This window comes from Pseudomonas sp. TE3910, assembly GCF_056279025.1.
In genome coordinates, this window is record NZ_JBWBQN010000001.1 from 4,463,097 (window position 1) to 4,475,586 (window position 12,490).

Here is a 12,490-nt window from a genome sequence, read left to right on the forward strand (position 1 = left end):
AATGTGCCCCCTATTACCGGGTTGCACCGAGCGCGGGGCGGCCCTGGACTCCTTCCTTTTGAGGACCTGAGATGACCCGTATCGGAACCCCATTGTCGCCGACCGCGACCCGCGTACTGCTGTGTGGCTGCGGTGAGCTGGGCAAGGAAGTGGTAATCGAGCTGCAACGCCTGGGTGTTGAAGTGATTGCCGTGGACCGTTACGCCGATGCGCCGGCCATGCAGGTGGCGCACCGTAGTCATGTGATCAACATGCTTGATGGTGTTGCCCTGCGCGCTGTGATCGAGGCCGAGAAGCCGCACTACATCGTTCCGGAAATTGAAGCCATTGCCACCGCGACCCTGGTCGAGCTGGAAGCTGAAGGCTTTACCGTGGTGCCGACAGCCCGTGCTGCGCAATTGACCATGAACCGTGAAGGCATCCGTCGTCTGGCCGCTGAAGAGCTCGATCTGCCGACCTCGCCGTATCATTTTGCCGACACCTTCGAAGACTATCGCAAGGCTGTTGAAGACCTGGGCTTCCCGTGCGTGGTCAAGCCGGTGATGAGCTCTTCGGGCAAGGGTCAAAGCCTGCTCAAGAGCGCCGATGACCTGCAGAAGGCCTGGGACTATGCTCAAGAGGGCGGTCGTGCCGGCAAGGGGCGGGTGATCATCGAGGGCTTCATTGACTTCGACTACGAAATCACCTTGCTGACCGTGCGACACATTGGCGGTACGACGTTCTGCGCACCTGTCGGCCATCGTCAGGAAAAGGGCGATTATCAAGAGTCCTGGCAGCCGCAGGCAATGAGCCCGGTGGCGCTGGCTGAGTCTGAGCGCGTAGCCAAGGCCGTCACTGAGGCCCTGGGCGGGCGTGGCCTGTTCGGTGTCGAGCTGTTCGTCAAAGGCGATCAAGTGTGGTTCAGCGAAGTATCGCCGCGCCCGCATGATACCGGTCTGGTTACCCTGATTTCCCAGGACCTGTCGCAGTTCGCCCTGCATGCGCGTGCCATTCTTGGCCTGCCAATCCCGTTGATTCGTCAGTTTGGCCCGTCGGCGTCGGCGGTCATTCTGGTTGAGGGGCAGTCGCAGCAGACCGCATTTGCCAATCTGGGCGCCGCGCTGAGCGAGCCGGATACCGCGCTGCGTCTGTTTGGCAAACCGGAGGTGAATGGTCAGCGCCGCATGGGTGTGTGTCTGGCGCGTGACGAGTCGATCGAGGCCGCCCGGGCCAAGGCGACCCGCGCTTCGCAAGCGGTCAAGGTTGAGTTGTAAGGTTTAAGCACCCTCGCTAGCAAGCCTGACTCCTGCTGGAGGCAGGCTTGCTAGCGATGAGCTGCAGTGCAGCGCTTAAAGCTCCGAATGTCGCGTTTCTTTCAGGCACAGCACGGCAATCAGGCTCAGCAGAGCCGCCGCCGAAACATAGCCTCCCACCCAGCTCAAGCCCCCCATGCTCACCAGTTTCTGGGCAAAGAACGGTGCTGCCGATGCGCCGACGATGCCACCTAGGTTATAGGCTGCCGAAGCCCCGGTGTAGCGCACATGGGTCGGGAACAGCTCTGGTAGCAGCGCGCCCATCGGCGCAAATGTCACGCCCATCAGAAACAGCTCGATAGCCAGGAACAGGGCTACACCAGTGGTCGAACCCTGAGTCAGCAAGGGCTCCATGGTGAAACCCGACAGGATGGCCAGAATGCCACCGCCAATCAGCACAGGCTTGCGGCCGTAACGGTCGCTGAGCCAGGCCGACAGTGGCGTGGCCAGGGCCATGAACAGCACGGCGAAGCACAGCATGCCCAGGAAGCTCTCGCGGCTATAGCCAAGCGTCGATACGCCATAGCTCAGTGAGAATACGGTGGAAATGTAGAACAGGGCATAGCACACCACCATGGCCGCAGCACCCAGCAGCATGGGCGCCCAATACTGGGAGAACAGCTCTATGACGGGCATTTTGACGCGTTCGTGGCGAGCGACTGCCTTGGCGAATACCGGGGTTTCTTCCAGTTGCAGGCGCACGTAGAGGCCGACAATGACCAGTGCGGCGCTGAGCAGGAACGGAATGCGCCAGCCCCAGCTACGGAATTGTTCATCGGTCAGCAGCAAGGCCAGGGTCAGGAACAGGCCATTGGCCGCCAGGAAGCCTATCGATGGTCCTAGTTGAGGGAACATGCCAAACCAGGCGCGTTTGCCCTTTGGCGCATTCTCGGTGGCCAGCAATGCCGCCCCGCCCCATTCCCCGCCCAGGCCAAGGCCTTGGCCGAAGCGCAGCACGCAGAGCAGGACCGGTGCCCAGGCTCCGATGCTGTCGTAGCCGGGCAGTACGCCGATCAGTGTGGTGCAGACGCCCATCAGCAGTAACGAGGCGACCAGGGTCGACTTGCGCCCGATGCGGTCACCGAAGTGGCCGAACAGCGCCGAACCCAGGGGGCGTGCCAGAAACGCGATACCAAACGTCAGGAAGGCCGAAAGCATCTGCGCGGTGCTGGAGGTCTGGGGAAAGAATACCGGGCCGATGACCAATGCAGCGGCGGTGGCATAGACGTAAAAATCGTAGAACTCGATGGCGGTGCCGATAAAGCTCGCGGTCGCGACGCGTGCGGGCGAGTTGCCTGGGGCGGCTGCGGTTGTGCCGTCGTAGGTGTGGGTGGTTGTCATTCAATGATCCCTGACAGTCAAGTGCTCCATGGGCCGGCGAGTGTGCGCAATGCAAGGCGAGTACTCGCAGGCGTCGAAGCTGTTTTAGTTATGCGTTATTGAGGTGCCAATGAACATGCGCCCTCTGGGGATGGGGGCGGGCGCGAGCAGTGGGTCGGGGTTTGAGCCGCTGCCGGTAAAGCGCGCAATGTTCAGTCAGGCTGACTGGCCGAGATTCGCCGGATGCGGGTAGCGGGCGTTACGGCTGGGCTGGGTAAGCGTGCATCGAGTATAGCTAACGGGTTACTGTCCAGACCAGCACGCGACTGGCGCAATTGTCCTCGGTTTCGAGGATTTCCATGCGATATCGGCCTATTTTCAGGCATACAGCGCTTTCGGGGATGCTTTCCAGGGCCTCGGTAACCAGCCCGTTGAGCGTTTTGGGCCCATCGCTGGGCAGGTGCCAGCCGAGGCAGCGGTTCAGTTCGCGCAACGAAGCAGCGCCTTCGATGACAAAACGGCCGTCGGCCTGCGGATGGATATGCGGGTTGTCCAGGCTGTGTTCATCCTCAAACTCGCCGACGATCTCTTCGAGGATGTCCTCCAGGGTGACGATGCCCAGCACTTCACCATATTCGTCGACCACCACGCCGAGGCGGCGCTGCTGTTTGTGGAAATTCAGCAACTGCAACTGCAGGGGCGTGCTTTCGGGGACGAAGTACGGTTCGTAGCAGGTTGCCAGCAAGATTTCCTTGGTCAGTTCGCCCTTGGGGAGCAGGTGGCTGATCTGCCGGGTGTTGAGTACTGCTTCGACCTGGTTGATGTCGCTGTGGAACACCGGCAGGCGCGTGTGGCGGCTGATGATCAGCTGTTCGATGATGGTTTCGATCGGATCATCCAGGTTAATGCCGTCCACGTCGTTGCGCGGCACCAGGATGTCGTTGACCGTCACCTTGTCCAGGGTCTGCAGGCTATGGAGCAGCGGGGCTTTGTGGTGGCTGTGGTCCAGTGCGGCGTCCTGCTCGCTGTGCGTATCCTGCTCGCTGTTGTCGTGCTGGCTGACCGTATTGGCCTTCAGGGCAAAGGGGCGTATCAGCAGGCGGGCAATACCATCGAACAGGCAGGCCAGTGGTTGAATGGCGTGCAGTGGGTACTTGAGCAGGCTGTTGCCGAGGCCAACGATTGCCTCTGGGCAGCGTCGCGCCAGCCGGCGAGGCATGTACTCGGCGAACACCAGCAGGGCTGCGGCTGCGGCTGCGGCGCCTGCCCAGAAGCCGGTATCGCCCATGCAGCGCAGGCCAAGCTGCACGGCCAGGGCAAACACCAGCAGTTTGCCGAGGCTGGCGCAGAGGATCAGGGCGGACAAGGGCAATTCCAGGAGGGGTCGCTCGCCTTGCTGACCGTTGCGCCGCTGCAGCATCTGCTGTCGGGCCGCGTCCACTGTGGCGAAGAGTGCCGACCATATCAGTGCCAGCGCCAGTGCGCCGAGCAGAGGGCCTAGTGGCAGGTTGTCCATAGGTGGCGGCCTGTCAGATATGCAGGATGAATTCGCGTACCAGCTTGCTGCCGAAATAGGCCAGCATCAGCAGGCAGAAACCGGCCAGGGTCCAGCGGATCGCCTTGTGCCCGCGCCAGCCAAGGCGGTTGCGTCCCCAGAGCAGCACGCTGAACACGATCCAGGCCAGGCAGGCCAGTAGCGTTTTATGCACCAGGTGTTGGGCAAAGAGGTTCTCGACGAACAGCCAGCCGGAGATCAGCGAGAGCGACAGCAGCCCCCAGCCGGCCCAGAGAAAGCCAAACAGCAGGCTTTCCATGGTTTGGAGGGGTGGGAAGTTCTTGATCAGGCCAGAAGGGTGCTTGTGCTTGAGCTGGTGGTCCTGCAGCAGTAGCAGCAGTGCCTGGAATACGGCGATGGTGAACATGCCGTAGGCCAGGATCGACAGCAGGATATGCGCAAGGATGCCTGGTTCTTCATTGATCAGCGGCGGCGTGCCGGCAGGTGCGAACTGCGCACTCAAGGCGGTGACCAGCCCGAGTGGGAACAGTAATACCAGCAGGTTTTCCACCGGGATGCGCAGGCAGGCGACCAGCGTCAAGGTGATCACCGCCGTCGCGATCAGGCTGGCGGCACTGAAAAAGTCCAGGCTCAAGCCCAGCGGCGTCAGCAGTTGGCAGTACAGTGCGGTGCCTTGTGCGGCAACGGCAAAGCAGCCTAGCAGGCTGAGCAGGCGTTTGTTGGCCTTGGTGCCCTGTGCGAGGCGTGTACCGTGATAGAGGGTCGCGGCGGCGTAGAGGCAGGCGGCGATCAGATTGGGTAGCAGACTGGGTGACAAGGGGAGCATAAGTCCTGTTAGGCAAGCCCGAAAGAAACTGAGTTTGGCATAGAACGCGTGCACCAAGGAAGACTGCAAGCCGACGGCCTGGTGTGCTTAGTGCTCAGTCTTCGTTATAATCGTCGGCCTGCCTTCGCCCTAGGCTGGCCGAGCGCGCCAGAGGCAGCTGATAAACCTCGGTTCAACAGAGCCTGAAAGGATCCCCATGTTTGAAAACTTGACCGACCGTCTGTCACAGACGCTGCGCCATGTCACCGGCAAAGCCAAACTGACCGAAGACAACATCAAAGACACCCTGCGTGAAGTGCGCATGGCGTTGCTCGAGGCCGACGTCGCCCTGCCGGTGGTCAAGGATTTCGTCAACAAGGTCAAGGAGCGTGCGGTCGGCACTGAAGTGTCGCGCAGCCTGACACCAGGCCAGGCGTTCGTGAAGATCGTCCAGGCCGAGCTTGAAGGCCTGATGGGTGCGGCCAACGAAGACCTGGCGCTCAATGCCGCTCCACCTGCCGTAGTCCTGATGGCCGGCTTGCAGGGTGCGGGTAAAACCACCACCGCCGGCAAGCTGGCGCGCTTCCTTAAAGAGCGCAAGAAAAAGACCGTGATGGTGGTGTCTGCCGACGTCTACCGTCCTGCGGCAATCAAGCAGCTGGAAACCCTGGCCAACGATATCGGCGTGACGTTCTTTCCGTCGGATATCAGCCAGAAGCCGGTAGCTATCGCTGAAGCGGCAATTCGCGAAGCCAAGCTGAAGTTCATCGACGTGGTGATCGTCGATACCGCCGGTCGCCTGCACGTCGACGCCGAGATGATGGCCGAGATCAAGCAGCTGCACGCCGCGGTCAAGCCGATCGAGACCCTGTTCGTGGTTGATGCCATGACCGGTCAGGATGCGGCGAACACGGCCAAGGCCTTCGGTGATGCGCTGCCCCTGACCGGTGTGGTGCTGACCAAGGTCGACGGCGATGCCCGTGGTGGTGCTGCACTGTCGGTGCGTGCGATTACCGGCAAGCCGATCAAATTCATCGGTATGGGCGAGAAGACCGAAGCCCTCGAGCCCTTCCACCCAGACCGTATCGCCTCGCGAATCCTGGGTATGGGTGACGTGCTCAGCCTGATCGAGCAGGCCGAGCAGACCCTCGACAAGGAAAAGGCCGACAAGCTGGCCAAGAAGCTGAAGAAGGGCAAGGGCTTCGACCTCGAAGACTTCCGTGACCAGCTTCAGCAAATGAAGAACATGGGCGGCCTCGGCGGCCTGATGGACAAGCTGCCAAGCATCGGTGGGGTCAACCTGGCGCAGATGGGCAGTGCCCAGGGCGCGGCCGAGAAGCAGTTCAAGCAGATGGAAGCGATCATCAACTCGATGACCCCGGCCGAGCGCCGTGACCCCGAGATGATCAGCGGTTCGCGCAAGCGCCGCATCGCCATCGGTTCCGGTACCCAGGTGCAGGACATCGGTCGCTTGATCAAGCAGCACAAGCAAATGCAGAAAATGATGAAGAAGTTCTCCGCCAAAGGCGGTATGGCGAAAATGATGCGTGGCCTGGGCGGCATGATGCCAGGCGGCGGCATGCCGAAGCTGTAACCTCAAATTCAAGGCGTCGGTCGGGCCTGTTGGGCCTGTACCGATGCACTGGGTTCCGCCATTGGCGGATACAAACGCCGCTGTCAGCAGCGGCACAACTGGCAAATCTGCAAGGCGCCCCTGGGGTCGCCGGAAAAAGGCATTTGCAAAAGTCCGTATATTCCTTGAGAATATGCGGCCTTTCGGGCACCCGTGCCCGCTGTGCATTACAGATTTGCAGCACCGACTACAGGAATGATGTTCACATGGTAACCATCCGTCTTGCCCGTGGCGGCTCCAAAAAGCGCCCGTTCTACCACCTCACCGTGACCAACAGCCGCAATGCGCGCGACGGTCGTTTCGTTGAGCGTATTGGCTTCTTCAACCCGGTTGCTGCCGGTGGTGAAGTTCGTCTGTCCGTGAACCAAGAGCGCGCCACCTACTGGCTGAGCCAAGGTGCACAGCCGTCTGAGCGTGTTGCTCAGCTGCTGAAGGACGCTGCTAAGGCTGCTGCCTGAGCAGTATGAACGCGACGCCAGAAAGTGCTGATGACCTGATCGTTGTTGGCAAGATTTTTTCGGTTCACGGCGTTCGCGGCGAGGTGAAGGTTTATTCCTTTACCGATCCGATTGAAAACCTGTTGTCGTACCGTGACTGGACGCTTCGTCGTGACGGTTCGGTAAAACAGGTAGAGCTGGTCAGTGGCCGTTCCACTCAAAAGGACCTGGTCGCGAAGCTCAAGGGGCTCGATGATCGTGATGAAGCGCGTCTTCTGAGCGGTTATGAGATTTGCATCTCACGTAGCCTTTTGCCCAACCTGACCAACGGCGAGTACTACTGGTACCAGCTGGTGGGTCTGAAAGTCATCGACCAACTCGGGCAACTGTTCGGGAAGATCGATCACCTGTTGGAGACCGGCGCGAACGATGTAATGGTGGTCAAGCCCTGTGCTGGCAGCCTGGATGATCGCGAGCGGTTGTTGCCCTATACAGAGCAATGCGTGCTGGCTATCGACCTGGGTGCAGGTGAAATGAGGGTGGATTGGGACGCGGATTTCTAAGCAATGGCGAGCCTGCGCGTAGAAGTCATCACGTTGTTCCCCGAGATGTTCTCGGCCATCAGTGAGTACGGCATTACCAGCCGCGCGGTGAAACAGGGGTTGTTGCAACTGACCTGCTGGAACCCGCGGGACTACACCACAGATCGTCACCATACGGTGGATGATCGGCCGTTTGGCGGTGGTCCGGGGATGGTAATGAAGATCAAGCCTCTGGAAGATGCCTTGGTGAATGCCAGGCAGGCAACCGGGGGGGCGGCGAAGGTTATTTACCTGTCGCCACAAGGCCGTAGGCTGACTCAGTCGGCGGTTAAAGACCTGGCCAAGTCTGAATCGTTGATTCTGATTGCCGGTCGTTATGAAGGCATTGACGAGCGTTTTATTGAAGCTCATGTCGATGAAGAGTGGTCGATTGGTGACTATGTCCTGTCTGGCGGCGAGCTGCCGGCGATGGTACTGATCGATGCGGTTACGCGGCTGCTGCCCGGAGCTTTAGGGCATGCGGACTCGGCGGAGGAAGACTCCTTCACCGATGGTCTGCTTGATTGCCCGCATTACACCCGTCCGGAGGTGTATGCGGATCAGCGTGTTCCCGACGTGTTGCTAAGTGGCAACCATGCACACATCCGGCGATGGCGTTTACAGCAGTCCCTTGGGCGGACCTATGAACGACGCGCCGATCTTCTGGAAAGTCGCTCACTTTCTGGAGAAGAGAAGAAGCTGCTCGAGGAGTATCTCCGCGGGCGGGACGATAGTTAACGTATCGATGGTAGATCCGACGATTTACCTTAGGAGCACAGCATGACCAACAAAATCATTCAGCAGATCGAAGCTGAGCAGATGACCAAAGAGATCCCGACCTTTGCCCCGGGCGACACCATCGTCGTTCAGGTGAAAGTGAAGGAAGGTGATCGCGCTCGTCTGCAGGCTTTCGAAGGCGTTGTTATCGCCAAGCGTAACCGTGGTCTGAACAGTGCTTTCACTGTTCGCAAGATCTCCAACGGTGTTGGCGTTGAGCGTACTTTCCAGACCTACAGCCCGCAAATCGACAGCCTGGCCGTGAAACGTCGTGGTGACGTGCGTAAAGCCAAGCTGTACTACCTGCGCGACCTGTCCGGTAAAGCCGCTCGCATCAAGGAAAAACTGGCTTAAGTCCAGTTTGACCGGCGGCTGCGGCCGCCATGCGAAAAAAGCAGCCTTCGGGCTGCTTTTTTGTTGCCCGAAATTTTTCCAAGATGTGATGTTGATGAGTAGTAGAGAGCAGGAAATCGAGCGTCGTACCGAATTGTCGGTGACCCGTGTAACCAAGGCGGTATTCCCGTCGACCACCAACCACCACAACACCTTGTTCGGTGGCACCGCGCTGGCCTGGATGGATGAAGTGTCGTTCATCGCGGCCACGCGTTTTTGCCGGTTGCCGCTGGTTACCGTCTCCACTGACCGTATCGATTTCAAGCACCCGATCGCGGCGGGTTCGATTGTTGAGTTGGTGGGGCGTGTGGTCAAGGTGGGTAACACCAGCCTCAAGGTTGAAGTTGAAGTCTTTGTCGAGAGCATGATCTGCGATGGGCGTGAAAAGGCTATCCATGGCCTGTTCAGCTTTGTTGCGATAGACGAGGAGAAACGCCCGGTTCCAGTACTGCCAGGGTTCTAGCTGAAGCCTGGGGGTGCAGGCTGACGCGTGCAGCGTTTGTTTATTCGGGTTTCCCAGGCTGGCAGTGTTATGGAAGACTAACGGCATTACGTTGTTTCGTTTGCCTGCCATTGAGTTCACATGCCCGCTCTAGAACACCCGCTGATTGACCAGTTCCTCGATGCCCTGTGGTTGGAAAAGGGCCTGGCCGACAATACCCGTGAGTCCTATCGAAGCGACCTGGCCTTGTTTAACGGCTGGCTTCAGGAAAAAGGCATTGCGTTGCCTGATGCTGGCCGAGAGTTGATTCTCGATCATTTGGCCTGGCGCCTCGATCAGGCTTACAAGCCGCGTTCGACAGCGCGGTTTCTATCGGGCTTGCGTGGCTTCTACCGTTACCTATTGCGGGAGAAGCTGATTGCTACCGACCCTACATTGTTGGTGGAGATGCCACAGTTGGGCAGGCCGTTGCCCAAGTCGCTATCGGAAGCTGATGTCGAAGCCCTGCTGAAGGCCCCCGACCTCAGCCAGCCTATTGGCCAGCGTGACCGTGCCATGCTCGAAGTGCTGTATGCCTGTGGTTTGCGGGTGACCGAGCTGGTCAGCCTGACCCTTGACCAGGTCAACCTGCGCCAAGGGGTATTGCGGGTGATGGGCAAGGGCAGCAAGGAGCGCCTGGTGCCGATGGGGGAGGAGGCGGTGGTGTGGGTCGAGCGGTTTTTGCGTAACGGCCGCAATGAGCTGCTGGGTGAACGTCCTAGCGATGTGCTGTTTCCGAGTCAGCGCGGCGAGCAGATGACTCGTCAGACGTTCTGGCATCGGATCAAGCACCAGGCGCTGGTCGCCGGGATCGACAAGGCATTGTCACCGCATACCTTGCGCCATGCGTTTGCCACCCATTTGCTCAATCACGGCGCAGACCTGCGCGTAGTGCAGATGCTGTTGGGGCACAGCGACCTGTCGACCACGCAAATCTATACCCACGTGGCCAGGGCACGCTTGCAGGAACTGCATGCACAGCATCACCCGCGGGGTTGAGGGCATATGTCGTACACAGTCGGAGTGGCGCGGCTTCTGTGGTAGGCTTGGACGGTTTAGCTTTTCAGGCGATGGCCCCGCGTGTTTCCAGCACGGTCTGGCTGTCCAGAGCCCTTGTCCGCCTTCAGGAGTTCCCATGCGCGTGACCCAGATTTTTGCCGCCGCCGCACTGGCGTTGGTCAGTACCTTTGCCGCGGCTGCCGATGAGGCCGAGCAGACCATTCGCAAGACCCTGCAGTCGCTTGAGCTGGATGTGCCAGTGGAGAGCGTTGCGGCCAGCCCGCTCAATGGCCTGTATGAGGTCAAGCTCAAGGGCGGCCGTGTGCTTTATGCCAGTGCCGATGGCCAGTTTGTCATGCAGGGCTACCTGTTTCAGATCCAGGATGGCAAGCCGGTCAATCTGACCGAGAAAGCCGAGCGCCAGGCAATCGCCAAGACCATCAACGGCATTCCAGCCGGAGAAATGGTGGTTTATCCTGCGGTTGGCCAAGCCAAGTCGCACATTACCGTTTTTACCGACACCACCTGCCCGTACTGCCACAAGTTGCACGCTGAAGTGCCTGAGCTGAACAAGCGCGGCATTGAAGTGCGTTATGTCGCCTTCCCGCGTCAGGGCCTTGGCTCACCGGGCGATGAGCAGTTGCAGGCGGTCTGGTGTTCCAGCGACCGCAAGGGTGCACTGGACAAGATGATCGACGGCAAGGAAATCAAGGCGGCCAAGTGTGCCAACCCGGTCAGCAAGCAGTTCCAGCTGGGTCAGTCGATCGGCGTCAACGGCACACCAGCCATCGTGCTGGAGAACGGTCAGGTGATTCCAGGTTACCAACCAGCTGCGCAAGTGGCCAAGCTGGCGTTGGCCGACAAGTAATTCAATCGCGAGCCGCGACCTGAGGTCGTGGCTGTTTTCACGACCGGCCTCATGCCGGTCGTTTAATGGGGAGTTCACAGTGAAACCGGTCAAAGTAGGCATCTGTGGGTTGGGGACCGTCGGTGGCGGTACCTTCAATGTACTTCAGCGTAACGCCGAGGAGATTGCCCGCCGCGCCGGGCGTGGAATCGAAGTGGCACAAATTGCCATGCGTTCGCAAAACCCGAATTGCCAGATTACCGGTACCCCCATTACCGCTGACGTGTTCGAGGTCGCGAGCAACCCTGAGATTGATATCGTCATCGAGTTGATCGGCGGTTACACCATCGCCCGCGACCTGGTGCTCAAGGCCATCGAGAATGGCAAGCACGTGGTCACCGCGAACAAGGCGCTGATCGCAGTGCATGGCAACGAAATTTTCGCCAAGGCCCGCGAGAAGGGCGTTATCGTCGCCTTCGAAGCTGCCGTTGCAGGCGGCATTCCGGTGATCAAGGCGATTCGCGAAGGCCTCTCGGCCAACCGCATCAACTGGGTTGCCGGGATCATCAACGGCACCGGCAACTTCATCCTCACCGAAATGCGCGAGAAAGGCCGTGCATTCCCTGATGTGCTGGCCGAAGCCCAGGCATTGGGCTACGCCGAAGCCGATCCGACCTTCGACGTCGAAGGTATCGACGCGGCGCACAAGTTGACCATTCTGGCGTCCATCGCCTTTGGTATTCCGCTGCAGTTCGACAAGGCCTATACCGAAGGCATCACCAAGTTGACCACGGCTGACGTCAACTACGCCGAGGCACTGGGCTATCGCATCAAGCACCTGGGCGTGGCCCGCAGCACTGCCAATGGTATCGAGCTGCGCGTCCATCCGACCCTGATTCCGTCGGACCGCCTGATCGCCAATGTCAACGGCGTGATGAACGCTGTGATGGTCAATGGCGATGCGGCGGGTTCGACCTTGTTCTACGGCGCGGGTGCCGGCATGGAACCGACCGCCTCTTCGGTTATTGCCGACCTGGTGGACGTGGTTCGTGCCATGACCTCGGACCCGGAAAACCGCGTGCCGCACCTGGCGTTCCAGCCAGACTCGCTGTCTGCTCACCCGATTCTGCCGATCGAAGCCTGCGAAAGTGCTTACTACTTGCGTATTCAGGCCAAGGATCATCCGGGCGTGCTGGCCCAGGTGGCGAGCATCCTTTCGGAGCGCGGTATCAATATCGAATCGATCATGCAGAAGGAAGTCGAGGAACACGACGGCCTGGTACCGATGATCCTGCTGACTCACCGAGTGCTCGAGCAGCGTATGAACGACGCCATCACCGCGCTGGAAGCCCTGCAGGATGTCGTGGGCAACGTGGTGCGTATTCGCGTCGAACAACTGAACTGAGCAG

Annotated in this window: 13 protein-coding genes; 10 read left to right on the top strand and 3 right to left on the bottom strand. The window is 59.7% G+C overall.

Going from position 1 to position 12,490, the window contains the following annotated elements; translation table 11 throughout:
• Positions 1-71: 71 nt before the first annotated feature.
• The gene (gene purT, locus ACZ9H3_RS20385) at positions 72-1,253 is read left to right on the top strand and encodes a formate-dependent phosphoribosylglycinamide formyltransferase (RefSeq protein WP_065759968.1); all 1,182 of its coding nucleotides are present in this window, start codon (positions 72-74) and stop codon (positions 1,251-1,253) included.
• Between the two features lie 75 nt (positions 1,254-1,328).
• On the opposite strand, the gene ACZ9H3_RS20390 is transcribed toward purT, so the two are convergent.
• The 3 genes from ACZ9H3_RS20390 to ACZ9H3_RS20400 all read right to left on the bottom strand — a co-directional run bounded on the left by ACZ9H3_RS20390 (position 1,329) and on the right by ACZ9H3_RS20400 (position 4,954).
• On the bottom strand, positions 1,329-2,633 hold the full coding sequence (locus tag ACZ9H3_RS20390; protein ID WP_099773674.1) for an MFS transporter: 1,305 nt from the start codon (positions 2,631-2,633) through the stop codon (positions 1,329-1,331).
• A gap of 274 nt (positions 2,634-2,907) precedes the next feature.
• Entirely contained in the window at positions 2,908-4,128 is a 1,221-nt protein-coding gene (locus ACZ9H3_RS20395) for a transporter associated domain-containing protein (RefSeq protein ID WP_476222254.1), read from the bottom strand.
• Between the two features lie 13 nt (positions 4,129-4,141).
• Positions 4,142-4,954: a cytochrome C assembly family protein gene (locus tag ACZ9H3_RS20400; RefSeq protein ID WP_065759966.1), complete on the bottom strand. Its 813-nt coding sequence runs from the start codon at positions 4,952-4,954 to the stop codon at positions 4,142-4,144.
• 196 nt (positions 4,955-5,150) lie between these two features.
• Here ACZ9H3_RS20400 and ffh point away from each other — a divergent pair, with 196 nt between their 5' ends.
• The 9 genes from ffh (at position 5,151) to ACZ9H3_RS20445 (ending at position 12,486) form a co-directional block, all read left to right on the top strand.
• A complete protein-coding gene (gene ffh, locus ACZ9H3_RS20405) occupies positions 5,151-6,527 on the top strand; it encodes a signal recognition particle protein (RefSeq protein WP_065759965.1) in 1,377 nt (458 codons plus the stop codon).
• Positions 6,528-6,772: 245 nt separating this feature from the next.
• Complete coding sequence (gene rpsP / locus ACZ9H3_RS20410; protein WP_065759964.1) at positions 6,773-7,024, top strand: 30S ribosomal protein S16; 252 nt, start codon at positions 6,773-6,775, stop codon at positions 7,022-7,024.
• Between the two features lie 5 nt (positions 7,025-7,029).
• Positions 7,030-7,566 (top strand): ribosome maturation factor RimM, encoded by a 537-nt coding sequence (rimM, locus tag ACZ9H3_RS20415; RefSeq protein WP_476222257.1) that lies wholly within the window; start codon positions 7,030-7,032, stop codon positions 7,564-7,566.
• 3 nt (positions 7,567-7,569) lie between these two features.
• Positions 7,570-8,322: a tRNA (guanosine(37)-N1)-methyltransferase TrmD gene (gene trmD / locus ACZ9H3_RS20420; RefSeq protein ID WP_065759962.1), complete on the top strand. Its 753-nt coding sequence runs from the start codon at positions 7,570-7,572 to the stop codon at positions 8,320-8,322.
• A 42-nt stretch (positions 8,323-8,364) separates the two neighbouring features.
• Positions 8,365-8,715 (top strand): 50S ribosomal protein L19, encoded by a 351-nt coding sequence (gene rplS, locus ACZ9H3_RS20425; RefSeq protein WP_065759961.1) that lies wholly within the window; start codon positions 8,365-8,367, stop codon positions 8,713-8,715.
• Between the two features lie 94 nt (positions 8,716-8,809).
• On the top strand, positions 8,810-9,217 hold the full coding sequence (locus tag ACZ9H3_RS20430; protein WP_476222260.1) for an acyl-CoA thioesterase: 408 nt from the start codon (positions 8,810-8,812) through the stop codon (positions 9,215-9,217).
• A gap of 120 nt (positions 9,218-9,337) precedes the next feature.
• Positions 9,338-10,234, top strand: coding sequence for a site-specific tyrosine recombinase XerD (gene xerD, locus ACZ9H3_RS20435; protein ID WP_065759960.1), 897 nt, complete (start codon positions 9,338-9,340; stop codon positions 10,232-10,234).
• A 136-nt stretch (positions 10,235-10,370) separates the two neighbouring features.
• Complete coding sequence (locus ACZ9H3_RS20440; protein ID WP_065759959.1) at positions 10,371-11,102, top strand: thioredoxin fold domain-containing protein; 732 nt, start codon at positions 10,371-10,373, stop codon at positions 11,100-11,102.
• Positions 11,103-11,181: 79 nt separating this feature from the next.
• Positions 11,182-12,486: a homoserine dehydrogenase gene (locus tag ACZ9H3_RS20445; protein ID WP_102052906.1), complete on the top strand. Its 1,305-nt coding sequence runs from the start codon at positions 11,182-11,184 to the stop codon at positions 12,484-12,486.
• Positions 12,487-12,490 lie beyond the last annotated feature (4 nt).

Excerpts from the sequence above, each read along its gene's own strand:
- ACZ9H3_RS20390 (WP_099773674.1), bottom strand. The coding sequence starts at position 2,633 with ATGACAACCACCCACACCTACGACGGCACAACCGCAGCCGCCCCAGGC.
- trmD (WP_065759962.1), top strand. The coding sequence starts at position 7,570 with ATGGCGAGCCTGCGCGTAGAAGTCATCACGTTGTTCCCCGAGATGTTC.
- rplS (WP_065759961.1), top strand. The coding sequence starts at position 8,365 with ATGACCAACAAAATCATTCAGCAGATCGAAGCTGAGCAGATGACCAAA.
- ffh (WP_065759965.1), top strand. The coding sequence starts at position 5,151 with ATGTTTGAAAACTTGACCGACCGTCTGTCACAGACGCTGCGCCATGTC.
- ACZ9H3_RS20430 (WP_476222260.1), top strand. The coding sequence starts at position 8,810 with ATGAGTAGTAGAGAGCAGGAAATCGAGCGTCGTACCGAATTGTCGGTG.
- purT (WP_065759968.1), top strand. The coding sequence starts at position 72 with ATGACCCGTATCGGAACCCCATTGTCGCCGACCGCGACCCGCGTACTG.
- rpsP (WP_065759964.1), top strand. The coding sequence starts at position 6,773 with ATGGTAACCATCCGTCTTGCCCGTGGCGGCTCCAAAAAGCGCCCGTTC.
- ACZ9H3_RS20440 (WP_065759959.1), top strand. The coding sequence starts at position 10,371 with ATGCGCGTGACCCAGATTTTTGCCGCCGCCGCACTGGCGTTGGTCAGT.
- xerD (WP_065759960.1), top strand. The coding sequence starts at position 9,338 with ATGCCCGCTCTAGAACACCCGCTGATTGACCAGTTCCTCGATGCCCTG.
- rimM (WP_476222257.1), top strand. The coding sequence starts at position 7,030 with ATGAACGCGACGCCAGAAAGTGCTGATGACCTGATCGTTGTTGGCAAG.
- ACZ9H3_RS20395 (WP_476222254.1), bottom strand. The coding sequence starts at position 4,128 with ATGGACAACCTGCCACTAGGCCCTCTGCTCGGCGCACTGGCGCTGGCA.
- ACZ9H3_RS20400 (WP_065759966.1), bottom strand. The coding sequence starts at position 4,954 with ATGCTCCCCTTGTCACCCAGTCTGCTACCCAATCTGATCGCCGCCTGC.